Genomic DNA, 15,531 nt, shown 5'->3' with positions numbered 1-15,531 from the left:
AGATGGAAAACGTCTCAAAATCGTTTTTAGAGCGTTTTAGGGCTATACGAAAAAATATATTGGTGATTTTTTTCGGCATAAATACCAATTCAATATAGGGATACTGAAAATGAGTATTAATGGAGTAAGCACTTCGAGTTACAGCATTGCTGACCAGATATCGACTGTCTGCACGAAAAAAACAGAAGACGACGTTTCTTTTGCAGCAGTATTAAGTGAGATCGTTTCAGATAATGATAGTGCCGATGAAAGCACCGTCACTTCGTCTTCTTCTACCAAATCATCCAGTGAAAAGTCTTCATCCTATAGCGCCACAATGTCGGAGCACTTACATAATAAGAGCGATAAAGATGGGGTAGCCAATATCGTTAAAACATTGGCCACTACTTCAGATTATGAACTTATTTCAATTCATGATCGTCCAGATGGTTCCTTTTATACAACTTACTATTCAACGGGACAACTAGTCACCTCAACTTCATCTGCTTCTTTTAAAGAAATTAGTGCATCTGCATTAGCCGGAAGAACGGCGATTTATAATGAAGAAACAGCTAAAGGAACCAATCCCGCAGATATTTTTGACAAAATTGTTAGTTACATGAATACACAGCCTCAATCTTATTTGGATGCGATTAACTGGAGTTGATTTTTGTTAAAGTGAGATGCGGCTGAATTAATATGGCTCGCATCTCTATAAGCTCTTGATTCGTATACTGTCTCCCTGAAGGCTTTCGCAGTTGCAAAATATCGATTATTCCTCGCGTGTTCATTCATTATCTTCCACCATTATCTTCCACAACCTCTCTAGAGGATTCAGATTCGAGCTGTAAGGCGGCAGGTAATGCGGTTCAATATTCATCACGAGCGCCCAGTCCTGAACCAGTGATGCACGAGTCGGCAAAATCGGGAGATCGATTTTGAGCAACGCGAATCCAGCAAAACGCTACCTTCCGCAAATTGGGTCAGGTAGTGGGCCAGGTAAAAATCCCCTCTTATTAAACGCTTTGTTTTCTCTTCGGTTCTTCGTCCGGGCATCGGAAATCATCGAATCCCACCACCTGATAAACGCACAGAAACTACCTCGTACATTACCTTTCCGCCAGCGCCCTCGGATAGTGCTTCGCCACGATTGTTTTTACACCGCCTTCGGCCCATACTTTGCGCATACCCTTGCGCATAGGACACGGCATGATGAAAACCGCAATCGCTTCCCGTCAGGGTGCTAAAAGAAGCACTAACGTATATCTGACCGCTTCACTGGTCGAGGCGGCTCGCAACATGAATATGAACCTGTCGGCGACACTGGATGAACTGCTGGCACAGGCGATCGAGGCCAGAAAAAGTGAGCGTGAGAAGGAAAAACAGGATATGCAGGCCATGAATAAGTTCATGGAAAAAGCAGGGATGATCACGGACGATGACTTTTTCGGGAGTATTTAATGTCGCAATTTGATGTTTACCGGAACCCATCGGCCAAATCAAATCAGCTATGGCCGTATTATTTGATCATCCAGCACGATTATTTCGATGATTTATCGACTCGTCTGATCGTTCCTCTTGTTTCAACGCAGGATCTCACGCTGAACAAGAAAAGAATAACCCCGGTCATTAATGTTAACGGCGAAGAGTATTATATTTTCACTCCAGCAATGACATTTCTCGAATCAAAAAAAATGAATAAAATGGATTTCGTCTGTAATGCCATTGCGTCCAGAGACGAAATTATCTCTGCTTTTGATGCCATACTTACGAATGCATAAACCAAGAGATAAGCACGATTATCCAGTCATGAACGGGTTTGAGTCTGCCCTTCTCTGTGCTATCTCACAACAGTCAATCCATGTAGCGTTACCGCACCCGATACTCCTGCCTATTTGCTTTCCCACTAACTCTCTGGTTTGCGGTATATTACGTTTTTCAATACCTCACTATGGGGCTGTAAAGCCCGTCAGTTCATTTTATTTCGAACCTATAGCCAATGTGAGTTGCTGCCACGGAAAAGCGTATGACACCGTGGTTAGGGAGATTTTATGGTCGGTCCGTTGATTAATGGCGCCGCTATCCTGATCGGTGGCGGTATTGGTATCGCATTGCGGCGTTTTATTCCGCAGCGCTTGCAGGATGGATTGCCCCCGGCATTTGCCATGGTGTCCATCGCGATGGGGATAACCCTGATCGTCAAAGTTCAGCAACTGCCCGCGGTCGCGCTAGCGATTATTATTGGCGTTGCCGTGGGTGAGTTGTTACGAATGGAATATGGCGTTCAGAATGTGGGGATATTTATCCAAAAAACGCTGAATCGTCTGTTGCCGACGATGGAACATCGCCTGCCGCAGGATGTGTATACGCAAAATTTCACCGCATTAATCATGCTGTTCTGCGCCAGTGGAACGGGGGTGGTTGGCGCGTTAACCGAAGGTTTAACCGGCGACTATCAGTTGCTGATTGTCAAATCGGCTCTGGATGTTTTTACCGCGCTGATCTTCTCCATTACTCTGGGATTCTCGGTAATGTCGATTGCTATTCCGCAGTTTATTATCCAGACGTTACTGTTTTTCTCCGCCAAACTGATTATGCCGTTCATGACGGTTATCACCATGGGGGATTTTTCCGCCTGTGGCGGCATTATTATGGTGGCAGTCGGATTGCGGATTGCTCAAATTAAGCTCATTGCGGTTGTTAATTTCCTGCCGGCGCTGATACTGATTGTTCCGATATCCCTCTACTGGCACCGAATCTTCGGCTGAGCTGCGGTAGAGAATACCGATTTTTTTGACGCAGTGTGAATCGTTCAACGGCTGACAATACCTGACGGCTGGCCGCTAAATATCTGGATGATTTCCCGATCGGTCAGCGGGACAGATTTGGTGCATAAGTAAACCTGCTTACCCTGTGGGCTAATGGTTTTGGCCAGTTCCATATAGCTGGCAAATTCGACCTGACTGTGCCCCCCTTCATTCATTTCCATAGCCTGGATGATGACTTTATGGGGAATAAACAGATCGACTAATCGTTTTGGCGCGACTTTGCGTGTCAGTTGCTGCAGCAATTTCATGGCTGGGATCATTTGCCCGAGTAGCAGACGTGTGGTGGTAAACGGGGTTTCCGGTTTGCCTGTCACTTCTTTGCCTGTGCCCGCATTTCTGACGATCAGCGTGTCGCGGTAAATTTTGATATAAATATGAGCCACTGAATCTCCCTGTTTCCTCAATAACTGACTGCCTGATCGTTGTTTTATGCATATTAAACAATCTGGCGATTTTTCGCTAAAAATAAGGCGACTTTATCCGGTTTTTTCGGTATTTTGTTTAGGATAAAAAACACCAAAGTCTGAAACTGAGCGTCATAGATCGTTTAGTTCTCTACGTTGTCATCATGGAAATCCATAATGAGCATCATTTTCGATAGCAATGAAACCATTTATCCTTTTCCGGCGAAACCCAAGCCCTTGTCCGCCGAAGAAAAGCGGCAATACCGTAGCAGGATAAAAACATTACTGCAGCAGAGAAATGCGGTAATCGTTGCCCATTACTATACCGATCCGGAAATCCAGGCGTTGGCGGAAGAAACCGGCGGTTGTGTGGCCGACTCACTGGAAATGGCCCGTTTTGGCAGCACGCATGCGGCCTCGACGCTGTTGGTCGCCGGGGTTCGTTTCATGGGCGAAACGGCAAAAATTCTCAACCCGGAAAAAACGGTGCTGATGCCGACGCTGGAAGCAGAATGCTCGCTTGATCTCGGCTGCCCGATCGACACGTTCAGCCAGTTTTGCGATAGTCATCCCGATCGTACCGTGGTGGTGTATGCCAATACCTCTGCTGCCGTCAAGGCGCGCGCTGATTGGGTCGTGACATCCAGTATTGCTGTCGAATTGATTGAGCATCTGGATAGTCTGGGAGAAAAAATTATCTGGGCTCCCGATCGTCATCTGGGGAGCTACGTACAAAAGCAGACCGGGGCCGATGTGCTGTGCTGGCAAGGTGCCTGTATCGTACATGATGAATTTAAAATTCAGGCGCTGAAGCGTATGAAGGTGCTTTATCCGGACGCCGCGATTCTGGTGCACCCGGAATCACCCCAAAGCGTCGTCGAGATGGCCGATGCGGTAGGTTCAACCAGCCAATTGATTCAGGCGGCAAAAACGTTACCCCAGCGTGAGCTGATTGTGGCAACCGATCGCGGTATTTTCTACAAAATGCAGCAGGCGTGTCCGGATAAGACATTATTAGAAGCGCCGACCGCGGGAGAGGGGGCAACCTGCCGCAGTTGTGCGCATTGTCCCTGGATGGCGATGAATGGTCTTGAAGCGATTGCCAAAGGTCTGGAGCAGGGGGGCAGCCTGCATGAAATTCATGTCGATGCGGCGCTACGTGAAGGGGCGCTGATCCCGCTGAATCGGATGCTTGATTTTGCGGCGGAATTGAAATTACGCGTCCGCGGGAATGCCTGATGGCAATGCTGTTCTTTATGGTCTTTGCTTGATCAACATAATCAATTTGCGCTTAATCATTGAGACAAGGTGGAGAGATGGATTTTTTCAGTACCAGTAACATTTTAATTCATATTCCTTTAGGTGCGGGTGGATACGATCTGTCCTGGATCGAGGCGATTGGTACGCTGGTTGGTCTGTTGTGCATTTGGCTGGCGAGTCTGGAAAAAACCATTAACTACTTGTTTGGTTTGATTAATGTCACGCTGTTTGCGGTGATTTTTTTCCAGATTCAACTCTATGCCAGCCTGCTGCTACAGATTTTCTTTTTCGCTGCCAATGTTTATGGCTGGTATGCCTGGACACGCAAGACAGATACCAATGAAGTTGAGCTTAAGATCCGCTGGCTGTCATTGCCTAAGCTAATAGGCTGGTCTGCGATAAGCGTTGTCGCAATTGGGCTGATGACGGCTTATATCGATCCGGTTTTTGCGGCGCTGACGCGTGTGGCGGTATCGGGTATGCAAATGTTCGGGATCGCCGCACAAATGCCAGAGTTGCAACCTGATGCATTCCCGTTCTGGGACTCAACCATGATGGTGTTATCCATCGTGGCGATGCTGTTGATGACGCGCAAGTATGTTGAAAACTGGCTGCTTTGGGTGGTTATCGACATTATTAGCGTGGTGATTTTTGCCTACCAGGGGGTTTATGCCATGGCGGTGGAATACGCTATCCTGACGCTGATCGCGCTGAACGGTTCCTGGTTGTGGATCAAGAGCGCGCGGGATAATCACTCTTTACCCCTTGCGCGTGAAGCCTAAACGCTAAAACCGCTTTCTGTTTACACATTAGTGATGGTGGTGATGATCTTGCGCAGGATGGATATCGCAGTGGTCATCATCACAGTGCTGATACTCCATCTGGATAGTCGTGTGGCCAATCTGGTAATTTTTCAGCAAATACGCCTGAATCTGTTTCAGTAACGTATCATGGTCGTAAATCGGAATGACCTGTGCGTGCAGCGTCATCATAGGCTTTTCGCCAATCTGCCATATGTGTACATGATGGATATTTCTCACCTCGGGAATATTCATCGTCAGATCTTTCTTCAGCGCCTCAATACTTATCTGGCTCGGCGTGCCTTCCAGCAGCTCATGAATACTCTCTTTCATGAGCGACCAGGCGCTGCGCAGCACCAGGCAGGAGACTAAAATCGACAGAATAGGGTCGATAGGCGTCCAACTGGTGAACAGAATGATTAATGCGGCGACGATCGCCCCCACCGAACCGAGTAAATCCCCCAGAACATGCAGAGCGGCAGCCCGAACATTGATATTTTTCTCTTCGTTGCCGTGATGCAGTAGCCAGAAGGCAGCAATATTCGCCAACATGCCCCCAATGGCAACCAGCAACATAGGTACACCCGCAACGGGTTGCGGTTCGTAGAAGCGCCGGATCGCCTCCCAGACAATGAGTGCGGTAATAACCAACAGCGCCAAGGCATTGACGAACGCGGCAAGCGTGGTGAAGCGTAAATAACCAAAGGTATGGCGGGCATTCGGTTTCTTCTGGGAAAAACGAACGGCCAGCAACGCGACGAACAGCGCCGCCGCATCGGTCAGCATGTGGCCGGCGTCCGCGAGCAGCGCCAGAGATCCCGACAGCAGTCCCCCGATTACTTCCGCTACCATAAAGGTCGCCGTTATGATAAAGGCTGCCAGCAGACGTTTACTATTGCCCGGTTCCGCATGATTGCGATCGTGTGCCATCGTTTATCCCGCGTTGTTTACTTATCTGGCGTTCATTTTACTCTACGGGAACCGGCAGGGGAAAAATATCCTTTTGGGCTGCTATACCGCGTATTGATGACGTCGATGGCGTGGTGGAAAGAGGGCGCATTTTGCCGCTGACGGCGTTTGAATGAATAATTAGGGGCGAATTCAGCGCCACGATAGCGCCTGATTGACATATAATGACCCGACTGCAATATGAAAAACCCAGCCTCTCAAGCTATCTTGCCTACGGGGCACGCATTGGGTGTGAGTTGAAAATACCGTTCTGGAATCGATGGAATTACTATGAATTACCAAAATGATGATTTAAGAATCAAAGACATTAAGGAACTTTTGCCGCCGGTTGCTCTGCTGGAGAAGTTTCCCGCCACGGACAAGGCCGCAGAAACGGTATCGTTCGCGCGTACAGCTATTCACAAAATCCTTAACGGTAACGATGATCGCTTGCTGGTTGTCATCGGTCCGTGCTCTATTCACGATCCGAAAGCCGCCAAAGAGTATGCCGCCCGCCTGGTCACGCTGCGTCAGGAACTGAGCGACGATCTGGAAATTGTCATGCGGGTTTATTTTGAAAAACCGCGTACAACGGTGGGCTGGAAAGGGTTAATCAACGATCCGCACATGGATAACAGCTACCAGATTAATGACGGCCTGCGTATTGCGCGTCATCTGTTGCTGGAAATTAACAACATGGGTTTGCCTGCCGCTGGCGAATTTCTGGATATGATCACGCCGCAATACATGGCGGATTTAATGAGCTGGGGCGCGATTGGCGCGCGGACCACGGAGTCTCAGGTACACCGTGAGCTGGCTTCCGGTTTGTCTTGTCCGGTTGGTTTTAAGAACGGTACTGACGGTACGATCAAAGTTGCTATTGACGCCATTAATGCCGCCAGCGCGCCGCATTGCTTCTTGTCCGTCACTAAATGGGGTCACTCCGCTATTGTTAACACCAGCGGTAACAATGATTGCCATATTATTCTGCGCGGTGGTAAAACGCCGAATTACAGCGCCGAACATGTGAAAGAGGTGAAGATTGGTCTGGAAAAAGCGGGCCTGACGCCGCAGGTTATGATCGATTTCAGCCATGCCAACAGCAGCAAGAAATTCAAAAAGCAGATGGAAGTCTGTGAAGACGTCAGCGGGCAAATTGCTCAGGGCGAAAAAGCGATTGTGGGGGTGATGGTTGAAAGCCATCTGGTTGAAGGCAACCAGAGTCTGGAAAACAATGAACCGTTGGTATACGGTCAGAGCGTCACCGATGCCTGCATTGGCTGGGAAGATACCGAAATGCTGTTGCGTCAACTGGCCTCGGCGGTGCGCGAGCGCCGCAGCAAGTAAGCGGCTTACAGGGATGATTGGGTTTTTACGATCTATCCCTTATCACTGCGCTCTGTCATTAATCTCCAATAAAAAACCGGCTGATCAGCCGGTTTTTTGGGTTGTCAGGTCAGCCGAATTACTTGGCTTTACCCTGATTCGCTACGGCTGCGGCTTTTGCTGCGATTTCATCAGCGTTGCCCAGATAGTAGTGTTTAATCGGTTTGAAATTTTCATCGAACTCATAAACCAACGGCACGCCCGTCGGGATGTTCAGTTCGAGAATTTCGTCTTCGCCCATATTGTCCAGATATTTAACCAAGGCGCGCAGGGAGTTGCCGTGAGCGGCGATGATAACGCGCTCACCGCTTTTGATGCGCGGCAGAATGGTTTCATTCCAATAAGGCACCACACGTTCAATAGTCAGAGCCAGGCTTTCGGTTAACGGCAGTTCATCGTCGCTCAGTGACGCGTAACGCGGGTCGTGTCCAGGGAAACGTTCATCATCACGAGTCAGTTCTGGTGGGGTAACGGCAAAACCACGACGCCATTGTTTCACCTGCTCGTCACCGTATTTTTCAGCGGTTTCGGCTTTGTTCAGACCCTGCAAGGCACCGTAATGACGCTCATTCAGTTTCCAGGATTTTTCTACTGGCAGCCAGGCTTGATCCAGCTCGTCCAGTACATTCCACAGCGTATGAATGGCACGTTTCAGCACGGAGGTATAAGCAAAGTCAAAGGCAAAACCTTCTTCTTTAAGCAATTTACCGGCGGCCTTGGCTTCTGTGCGACCTTTGTCGGACAGATCCACGTCGTACCAGCCTGTGAAGCGGTTTTCATTGTTCCACTGGCTCTCACCGTGTCTTACCAGTACCAGCTTAGTTACAGCCATAGCTAAACTCCTTCATATCCTAAGATTTCTGTGATAACTCGTTTCATTATAGGGGCGGAGAACGGTTATCGGCAATCGATAGTCGATGACGGGCGTGATTTATCCGCACTATATTTGCTCAAAATCACGCTCTTGCTTTACCGTTTCAGCGTATCCGAATCATCCTTGTGCAATAAAAGGTAAACCGCCGGGATGACCAGCATGGAAAGCAGCGGTGCGCTTACCATACCACCGATCATCGGGGCGGCAATCCGTTGCATGATCTCCGAACCGCTGCCGCCTCCCCACATGATGGGCAACAGACCCGCCATGATGGTGGCGACAGTCATCATTTTGGGGCGAACGCGCAGTACCGCACCTTCGTGAATGGCGTCCATCAACTGCTGTCGGGATAACGGCTGCCCGGCTATGCGGTGTTTTTCCACCGCATGATTGAGATACAGCAGCATAATGACGCCAAACTCAGCCGAGACGCCCGCCAGAGCAATAAAGCCGACGGCGCCGGCCACAGAAAGATTATAGCCAAGAAGATACAGTAACCAGACTCCGCCAATCAGTGCGAAGGGCAGAGTCGCCATAATCAACAGGGCATCTTTCACCCGTTTGAACGTCATGTACAACAGCACAAAAATAATCAGCAGCGTGAAGGGCACGACGATTTTCATTTTTTCCGTCGCACGTTCGAGATACTCAAACTGCCCGGACCAACTGAGCGAGACGCCTTCTGGCAGTGTTACCTGTTGTGCGACGACCTGCTGCATTTCTTCGACGGCAGATTTCAAATCGCGGCCGCGCAGATCCACATAAATCCAGTCAGACAGACGTCCGTTTTCGCTTTTCAGCATCGGCGGTCCTTCGCTGACGCGGATATCAGCCAGTTCTGCCAGCGTGACGCGTGCGCCGCTCTCCGTGATAACCGGTAAATCACGCAGTTTTTCCAGCGAATCCCGCAACTCGCGTGGGTAGCGGAGATTGATGGGGTAGCGCTGACGGCCCTCGATGGTTTCACCGATATTCTGTCCGCCAATCAAGGTCGATACCATAGACTGCAATTCATCGACGGAAACGCCGTAGCGAGCGGCCCGCAGGCGGTCGATATCAATATCGATATAGCGCCCTCCCGCCAGCCGCTCAGCCAGCGCCGACGTTACGCCGGGGACGTTTCTCACCACCTGTTCGATCTGGGCGGCAATCCGTTCGATGTCCTGTATATTATTGCCATTCACCTTGATACCGACCGGGCTTTTAATGCCGGTCGCCAGCATATCCAGACGGTTACGAATCGGCGGCACCCAAACGTTGGCGATGCCCGGCAGGTTGACGGTTTGATCCAACTCGGCAATCAGCTTATCCGTGGTCATACCAGGACGCCATTGATCGCGGGGTTTCAACCGAATCGTACTTTCCAGCATGGTCAGCGGCGCCGGATCGGTCGCGGTTTCCGCCCGGCCAGCTTTGCCGAAAACGGATTCGACCTCAGGTACGGTTTTGATCAGCCGATCGGTTTGTTGCAGCAGGCGCGCAGCTTCACGGGCGGAAATTCCGGGCAACGTCGAGGGCATATACAGTAGATCTCCCTCGTCCAGCGGCGGCATGAATTCGCTGCCGAGACGCCCCAAAGGAAACAGCGTGAACAGGAGTAACAGACCCGAAATCAACAGCGTGGTTTTGGGATGGCTCAGCACGCGTTGCAGGATTGGGTGATAGGCGTTGATTAGCCAGCGGTTCAGCGGGTTGGCCTGCTCATCGGGGATTTTCCCCCGTACAAAATATCCCATCAACACCGGAATCAGCGTAATACCGAGTCCGGCGGCAACCGCCATGGCGTAAGTTTTGGTAAACGCCAGCGGTGAAAACATACGGCCTTCCTGTGCTTCCAGCGAGAACACCGGCACAAAGGACAGCGTGATAATCAGCAGGCTACAAAACAACGCCGGGCCAACTTCGACGGCGGCTCTTTCAGCCAGGCGCCACCAATCACGTTCCTGTGGTTCCTCTCCCGGGTGATCGTGACGCCATTGCTCAACGACTTTATGCATATTCTCTATCATCACGATCGCCGCATCCACCATCGCGCCAATCGCGATGGCGATGCCGCCCAGCGACATGATGTTGGCGTTGACGCCCTGATAACGCATGATGATAAACGCGCCCAGGATCCCCAGCGGTAAACTGATGATCGCCACCAGCGCCGAGCGGAAATGGAACAGGAACAGGGCGCAGATGACGGCAACAACGGCAAACTCTTCCAGCAATTTATGGCTGAGCGTTTCGATCGCGTGTTCAATCAACTGAGAGCGATCGTATGTCGTCACAATTTCTACCCCGGCAGGCAGGCTTTTTTGAATTTCCTGTAGCCGGGCTTTCACGGCATGCAGGGTATCCAGCGCATTTTTGCCTGAACGCAACACAATAATGCCGCCGGCCACTTCGCCTTCGCCATTCAATTCGGCAATGCCGCGCCGCATTTCAGGCCCTTCACGCAGGGTAGCGACATCCTGTAACAAGACCGGTATGCCATTGCGCATGGTAATGACGACATGATTGAAGTCCTGCGCATTTTTCAGGTAGCCGGAGGTGCGAACCATGTATTCAGCTTCACCCAGTTCCAGCACCGAACCGCCGCTTTCCTGGTTGGCAGCCTGTATGGCGGTAATAATCTGCTGGTGAGTAATGTTTTGTGTGCGCATTCTCTCCGGATCGACGATGACCTGATACTGTTTCACCATGCCGCCGACGCTGGCGATTTCCGCCACATTAGGGATGGTTTTCAGTTCGAACTTTAACAACCAGTCCTGTATGCCGCGCAGATCGGCCAGACTATGCTTACCGCTGCGATCGACAAGGGCATATTCGTAGATCCAGCCGACGCCGGTGGCATCCGGCCCCAGCGACGTTTTAGCCTCCGCGGGCAGGCTGGACTGCACCTGACTGAGATATTCCAGCACGCGGGAGCGCGCCCAATAAGGATCGGTGCCGTCCTCAAACAGAATATAAACGTAGGCGTCACCAAACATGGAGAAACCCCGCACCGTTTTGGCGCCCGGTACGGACAGCATGGTGGTGGTCAGCGGATAGGTGACCTGATTTTCGACAACCTGCGGTGCCTTCCCCGGATAGCTGACGCGAATAATCACCTGCACGTCAGACAGATCTGGCAGGGCATCCAGCGGAGTTTTCTGCAACGAGGTTATCCCCCAGGCGGCCATCAATAATGCCGCCAGCAGCACTAACAGCCGGTTTTGCAATGACCAGCGGATGATATAGGCAATCATTGGTGGCCTCCATGCCCGGTTTGGGGTACGTCAAGCGGGGAGATATCCTGAATATGAATGCCGCTGTCGTCCATGCTGAAACTGAAGCGAACTTTACTGTTGATATTGATACCCTGAGGCAATCCGCTCTTCGGCAGGGTAAAATCCATCGTCATGGGCGACCAGTTCAACGCCGGAACGGCATCATGTTCGATGGTGATCTGGTCGCCGTTGACGGCTTTGATCGTCCCCTGCGTTTGATAGACGTCTTTTGGCGGTGCGGCAGTTTCCTCACCCGCGGATTGCGATGATTCCGCCTGATTAGCTTCGTCAAACTGTGATAGCGAACTGCGCAGACTGGCTTCGGAATCAATCAGGAATTGGCCCGATGTCACCACGCTCTCACCCGCTTTCAGCCCGGCAACGACTTCGGTCCAACCGTTCTGTGTCGTCCCTACCGTAACTATTCGTGGCGTAAAGTGGCCGTCGCCCTCGTTGATCAGTACCCGGTTGTGACTGCCGCTGACCAGCAAAGCTTGTTGAGGGATCATCAGCATCGGCTGCGGAAGCTGGCTGGCAAGCTGGACGGTTAGGTACATCCCCGGTTTTAACTGTTGCTGGGGGTTTTCCAGTACGACACGGGCTTTCAGCGTGCGGGTGTCGCTGTCTAGCAGCGGAAGCAATTCGCTGATTTTCCCGTGGAACGTTTGTCCGGGCCAGGCGTTGCTGCTGGCGGTTATCTCGCTGCCGACGCTTAACCGCGCCGCCTGTGCTTCGGGATAGTCTACCTCGACCCAGACAGGGTTCAGACTCGCCAGTTCAAACAAGGGCTGGGCTGGCGTTAGCTGCATGCCGACACGGACTTCAAGTTTGTTGACGTAACCGGATTCCGGCGCGGTAATGACCATTCTGGCCTGCGGTTTACCGCTGCGTTCAACCTGGCGGATAACCGTGTCTGGCATAAATTGCAGGGAAAGCCGACGGCGGGCAGCCTGGGTCAGCGAATCATCGCCGAGTTGCCGAACCGCCAGATATTCCTGCTGCGCCGCGGCCCAGGCCGGATTCCACAGCGTTGCCAGCGTTTCCCCTTTTTTAACCTGTTGTTGCAACGCGCTGACATTGAGCTGTTCGACGATACCGCCACTGGGGGCAACCAACGTGCGTAATCCCCGTTCGTTGAGCGTGACGGTGCCGTAGCCGGACGTCTGGGCATTGACGGTGCGAATTTCTGCGCGTGCGGTACGGACGCCAAGATTTTGCTGCTGGCGGGCGCTGATAGTGACGCCGCCATCGTCCTGTACCTCGTCGGCATAACGCGGAACAAGCGGCATATCCATAAACGGTGATTTGCCGGGCTGGTCAAAGCGCTTATCGGGCACCATGGGATCGTACCAGTACAATACCGGGCGTTCTGTTTTAGCTGATGGAGCGGCTGGCGATGTTGATGCCGCCTGGTGTTGACCCCAGAGATAGCCGACACCGATAGCACCGACGATCGCCAGCGCGATCAAGCTGAGAGCGAAGGATTTTTTCATTGTAACGGTTTTCCCTGTGGCGTCAGATAGCGAATGGCCGCCCAGAACTGTGCCATTTCCCGTGCGGCGGCTTGTGCGGCAATATTGCTTTCGAGCAGCGAGCGTCGGGCTTCCAGAACGCTGTCAAGGCTACTGCTGCCGGATTGATACTGCGCCTGAATCAGCTTGCTGCGCTGCTGTTGGAGGGGCAGAACCTCGTTATTCTGCCGCTGCCAGCGTGATTGGGCTGCCTGATATTGCGCGATCAGCGTATCGAGCTGTACCTGATGCTCCCGGGCTGCCAGCAGCACGTTGTCGCGAGCTTCCTGCGTTCGTGCTACATCCGCGGCGTAGTCTTTATCCTGCCGTTTGGATTGAAACAGCGGCAGATCGACCGTTACCATCACGCCTGCCATATCGTCATAGTCATTGCCCCGCTTGGCGTAGTAAACCTCCACCCCTATATCGGGGATCGCCGCAACGGCCGATTGCGCCGAGCGAGCCTGAGCGAGCTCGGCCTCACGCTGCGCCTGTTGCATTTCCGGATGTTGGTGCAGGTTTTTACTCAGTTCCTCCGGTGATGCCGGCAGCCGTTCAAAGCGCGGAAGAGCGCCCCGCACATTGATATCAGACAGACCGGTAAGCCGTGTGATCATGGCCCGGGCAATCTGTACATCCCGTTCTGCATCGGCCAGACGATCTTTCATCGCTGCCAGCGTTAATCTGGCATCCAGCACGCTGCTGGCTTCGCTGCCTGCTGCCACGCTCGCTTGCTGCAAGGCAATTTGTCGTTCGCTTTCGGCAACCAGCGATTTCACGTCTTTCAGGGATTTTTGTGACAAAGCCAGTTCGAGCCAGGCCTGAGCGGTATCCCGCTGCAACCGGGCGCGCAGGGTTTCGCCGTTGCTGCGCAGGCTGTCGGCTTCCACGCGGAAAGATTGTGCTTTGCTTTCCCGTTTACTGCTGCTGACATAGGTTTGCATAACACCGATACGTTGCATGGTCATCCCTTCACGCGTCAGCCGGCTGCCGTTGTTTCCACCCAAAGGCAGGTTCTCAACGCCGAATCGAAGCTGTGGATCGGGAAGTTGTGTCGCGGAGTCGGCCATGTTTTGTAGCGCGCTAATCTGGTGCTGGTTGGCTGACAGCTCGGCAGAATAACGTTCCGCCGCCTGTAATGCCTGATCAAGATCCAGATCTGCCGCAAAAGATGCGGCTGGCAGCCACAGCAACACTGCCAGACACGCGCCTGAGGCACGATGTTTGGACATATGCATTGGTTCTACCCTCGTTTATTTTTGCTGTGGCGTAATATTGGTCAGTACGTAGCCGCTATCCTGTTGTACAAAACTGAACGCGACGGGCGTATTCGCCGCCAAAGGAACAAACGCGCTCCCGGCAGGCAATTTGAACGCCATGGTCATGGCAGGCCAGTGCAAATCGGCAATCGGGGTATGGGCGATGGTTACGCTGTCGGCGTTCCATTGCTTCACCGTCCCGGTGGCTTGATACGCGTTGTCAGTTGCAGTGGAGGTCGTATCGGAAGGCATCATTGAGTGATGCTGATGTTCATTGGCCCATAAGGGAGAAGAAGAGAACAGTAAACCGGTCATCATTGCGACGTAAATGGCACGCATAGTAATAGCTCCATAAAAACGATAAATAACAGTGAGTACGCCTGTTTGGCGCAGCGGAGGTTATTAATCGTTCGGGCTATTCTCTAAAGCGGCAGAAACGGATTTCGGCCGGAGGTCCTGCTGCCGGTGGAGAAAACCAGACATCGCTGGTGCAATTTACGGAATAGGGTTGATTGGCCAGAGCCAGTTCATTACTGACCGGGATAGCCAGCAGCGCCAGATTGGCGTAGTCCTGCTTGATGGTATCTGGGACACAGTGTTTCTCACACAGCGGGGTCTGCTGTTTAACCACTTGGGCCGACATGGCTTCGTCATGGTGATGAGTCCCATGAGAGACGGTCTGTTGCAGATGAGTTTGGTGCTGCATGAATGCTGACGTCTGACCGATCGTCAAATCGCATTGGTGACCGGCAATCGCCAACTGCGCATTCAGGAACAGCCAGCATAACGCTAATAGCCATCCCCATCTGCCTTTGGTTCGCAGATGATGAATCATTGATGGCGATAAATACGATGCTGGCATAACGTATCCTTACAGTGAGTCATCGCAGTGTAAGCGCGGAAATCTGACGCGGGCAAGCAGGGAATTGAAGAGATTTGTAAATTGGCGGAGAGATGTTCTGTCAGTGTTATCAATGAGTTAATAATCGCTGATGAATTGCAGGTTTCAGTCTGGAGAAAGTCAGCCG

Annotated in this window: 15 protein-coding genes and 1 pseudogene; 7 read left to right on the top strand and 9 right to left on the bottom strand. The window is 51.8% G+C overall.

The window, feature by feature from the left end; translation table 11 throughout:
* Positions 1 to 109: 109 nt before the first annotated feature.
* Positions 110 to 646 (top strand): hypothetical protein, encoded by a 537-nt coding sequence (locus tag DDT52_RS12715; RefSeq protein WP_136156692.1) that lies wholly within the window; start codon positions 110 to 112, stop codon positions 644 to 646.
* A 62-nt stretch (positions 647 to 708) separates the two neighbouring features.
* On the opposite strand, the pseudogene DDT52_RS12710 reads toward DDT52_RS12715, so the two are convergent.
* Positions 709 to 892, bottom strand: a pseudogene (locus tag DDT52_RS12710) (transposase); the annotation flags it as partial.
* Positions 893 to 1,191: 299 nt separating this feature from the next.
* On the opposite strand from DDT52_RS12710, the gene DDT52_RS12705 reads away from it, so the two are divergent.
* The 3 genes from DDT52_RS12705 (at position 1,192) to DDT52_RS12695 (ending at position 2,747) form a co-directional block, all read left to right on the top strand.
* A complete protein-coding gene (locus DDT52_RS12705) occupies positions 1,192 to 1,440 on the top strand; it encodes a type II toxin-antitoxin system CcdA family antitoxin (RefSeq protein WP_136156739.1) in 249 nt (82 codons plus the stop codon).
* Positions 1,440 to 1,760, top strand: a complete 321-nt coding sequence (locus tag DDT52_RS12700; RefSeq protein ID WP_136156691.1) for a CcdB family protein — start codon at positions 1,440 to 1,442, stop codon at positions 1,758 to 1,760. The genes DDT52_RS12705 and DDT52_RS12700 overlap by 1 nt, the downstream gene beginning before the upstream one ends.
* A 270-nt stretch (positions 1,761 to 2,030) precedes the next feature.
* Positions 2,031 to 2,747: a DUF554 domain-containing protein gene (locus DDT52_RS12695; RefSeq protein WP_136156690.1), complete on the top strand. Its 717-nt coding sequence runs from the start codon at positions 2,031 to 2,033 to the stop codon at positions 2,745 to 2,747.
* Between the two features lie 44 nt (positions 2,748 to 2,791).
* Here the strand turns inward: DDT52_RS12695 and DDT52_RS12690 are convergent, their stop codons facing one another.
* Positions 2,792 to 3,190, bottom strand: a complete 399-nt coding sequence (locus DDT52_RS12690) for a YjaA family stress response protein (protein ID WP_136156689.1) — start codon at positions 3,188 to 3,190, stop codon at positions 2,792 to 2,794.
* A 198-nt stretch (positions 3,191 to 3,388) separates the two neighbouring features.
* Between DDT52_RS12690 and nadA the strand changes: the two genes are divergently transcribed.
* Both nadA and pnuC read left to right on the top strand, forming a co-directional pair.
* Positions 3,389 to 4,450, top strand: a complete 1,062-nt coding sequence (nadA, locus tag DDT52_RS12685; protein ID WP_136156688.1) for a quinolinate synthase NadA — start codon at positions 3,389 to 3,391, stop codon at positions 4,448 to 4,450.
* Between the two features lie 77 nt (positions 4,451 to 4,527).
* The gene (gene pnuC / locus DDT52_RS12680) at positions 4,528 to 5,253 is read left to right on the top strand and encodes a nicotinamide riboside transporter PnuC (protein WP_136156687.1); all 726 of its coding nucleotides are present in this window, start codon (positions 4,528 to 4,530) and stop codon (positions 5,251 to 5,253) included.
* A 27-nt stretch (positions 5,254 to 5,280) separates the two neighbouring features.
* Here pnuC and zitB read toward each other — a convergent pair whose 3' ends face one another.
* Positions 5,281 to 6,201 (bottom strand): CDF family zinc transporter ZitB, encoded by a 921-nt coding sequence (zitB, locus tag DDT52_RS12675; RefSeq protein WP_136156686.1) that lies wholly within the window; start codon positions 6,199 to 6,201, stop codon positions 5,281 to 5,283.
* 309 nt (positions 6,202 to 6,510) lie between these two features.
* Here zitB and aroG point away from each other — a divergent pair, with 309 nt between their 5' ends.
* On the top strand, positions 6,511 to 7,566 hold the full coding sequence (gene aroG, locus DDT52_RS12670) for a 3-deoxy-7-phosphoheptulonate synthase AroG (RefSeq protein ID WP_109053657.1): 1,056 nt from the start codon (positions 6,511 to 6,513) through the stop codon (positions 7,564 to 7,566).
* 118 nt (positions 7,567 to 7,684) lie between these two features.
* On the opposite strand, the gene gpmA is transcribed toward aroG, so the two are convergent.
* The 6 genes from gpmA to DDT52_RS12640 all read right to left on the bottom strand — a co-directional run bounded on the left by gpmA (position 7,685) and on the right by DDT52_RS12640 (position 15,365).
* Positions 7,685 to 8,437, bottom strand: coding sequence for a 2,3-diphosphoglycerate-dependent phosphoglycerate mutase (gene gpmA / locus DDT52_RS12665; RefSeq protein WP_136156685.1), 753 nt, complete (start codon positions 8,435 to 8,437; stop codon positions 7,685 to 7,687).
* Positions 8,438 to 8,574: 137 nt separating this feature from the next.
* A complete protein-coding gene (locus DDT52_RS12660) occupies positions 8,575 to 11,712 on the bottom strand; it encodes an efflux RND transporter permease subunit (protein ID WP_136156684.1) in 3,138 nt (1,045 codons plus the stop codon).
* Positions 11,709 to 13,226, bottom strand: coding sequence for an efflux RND transporter periplasmic adaptor subunit (locus DDT52_RS12655; protein WP_136156683.1), 1,518 nt, complete (start codon positions 13,224 to 13,226; stop codon positions 11,709 to 11,711). The genes DDT52_RS12660 and DDT52_RS12655 overlap by 4 nt, the downstream gene beginning before the upstream one ends.
* A complete protein-coding gene (locus tag DDT52_RS12650; RefSeq protein ID WP_136156682.1) occupies positions 13,223 to 14,482 on the bottom strand; it encodes a TolC family protein in 1,260 nt (419 codons plus the stop codon). Before DDT52_RS12650 ends, DDT52_RS12655 begins: the two co-directional genes overlap by 4 nt.
* Positions 14,483 to 14,497: 15 nt before the next feature.
* Complete coding sequence (locus DDT52_RS12645) at positions 14,498 to 14,842, bottom strand: copper-binding protein (protein ID WP_136156681.1); 345 nt, start codon at positions 14,840 to 14,842, stop codon at positions 14,498 to 14,500.
* Between the two features lie 76 nt (positions 14,843 to 14,918).
* Positions 14,919 to 15,365, bottom strand: coding sequence for a hypothetical protein (locus tag DDT52_RS12640; RefSeq protein ID WP_136156680.1), 447 nt, complete (start codon positions 15,363 to 15,365; stop codon positions 14,919 to 14,921).
* Positions 15,366 to 15,531 lie beyond the last annotated feature (166 nt).

The sequence above is a fragment of the Brenneria roseae subsp. roseae genome (assembly GCF_003115845.1).
GTDB classification, from domain to species: Bacteria; Pseudomonadota; Gammaproteobacteria; order Enterobacterales; family Enterobacteriaceae; genus Brenneria; species Brenneria roseae.
This window is presented reverse-complemented; position numbering and strand designations above follow the sequence as displayed.

Bases quoted from the DNA above. Each gene is read 5' to 3' on its own strand.
- DDT52_RS12695 (WP_136156690.1), top strand. From the start codon at position 2,031: ATGGTCGGTCCGTTGATTAATGGCGCCGCTATCCTGATCGGTGGCGGT.
- gpmA (WP_136156685.1), bottom strand. From the start codon at position 8,437: ATGGCTGTAACTAAGCTGGTACTGGTAAGACACGGTGAGAGCCAGTGG.
- DDT52_RS12640 (WP_136156680.1), bottom strand. From the start codon at position 15,365: ATGCCAGCATCGTATTTATCGCCATCAATGATTCATCATCTGCGAACC.
- DDT52_RS12645 (WP_136156681.1), bottom strand. From the start codon at position 14,842: ATGCGTGCCATTTACGTCGCAATGATGACCGGTTTACTGTTCTCTTCT.
- pnuC (WP_136156687.1), top strand. From the start codon at position 4,528: ATGGATTTTTTCAGTACCAGTAACATTTTAATTCATATTCCTTTAGGT.
- zitB (WP_136156686.1), bottom strand. From the start codon at position 6,201: ATGGCACACGATCGCAATCATGCGGAACCGGGCAATAGTAAACGTCTG.
- DDT52_RS12705 (WP_136156739.1), top strand. From the start codon at position 1,192: ATGAAAACCGCAATCGCTTCCCGTCAGGGTGCTAAAAGAAGCACTAAC.
- DDT52_RS12700 (WP_136156691.1), top strand. From the start codon at position 1,440: ATGTCGCAATTTGATGTTTACCGGAACCCATCGGCCAAATCAAATCAG.
- nadA (WP_136156688.1), top strand. From the start codon at position 3,389: ATGAGCATCATTTTCGATAGCAATGAAACCATTTATCCTTTTCCGGCG.
- DDT52_RS12715 (WP_136156692.1), top strand. From the start codon at position 110: ATGAGTATTAATGGAGTAAGCACTTCGAGTTACAGCATTGCTGACCAG.
- DDT52_RS12655 (WP_136156683.1), bottom strand. From the start codon at position 13,226: ATGAAAAAATCCTTCGCTCTCAGCTTGATCGCGCTGGCGATCGTCGGT.
- aroG (WP_109053657.1), top strand. From the start codon at position 6,511: ATGAATTACCAAAATGATGATTTAAGAATCAAAGACATTAAGGAACTT.
- DDT52_RS12660 (WP_136156684.1), bottom strand. From the start codon at position 11,712: ATGATTGCCTATATCATCCGCTGGTCATTGCAAAACCGGCTGTTAGTG.
- DDT52_RS12650 (WP_136156682.1), bottom strand. From the start codon at position 14,482: ATGCATATGTCCAAACATCGTGCCTCAGGCGCGTGTCTGGCAGTGTTG.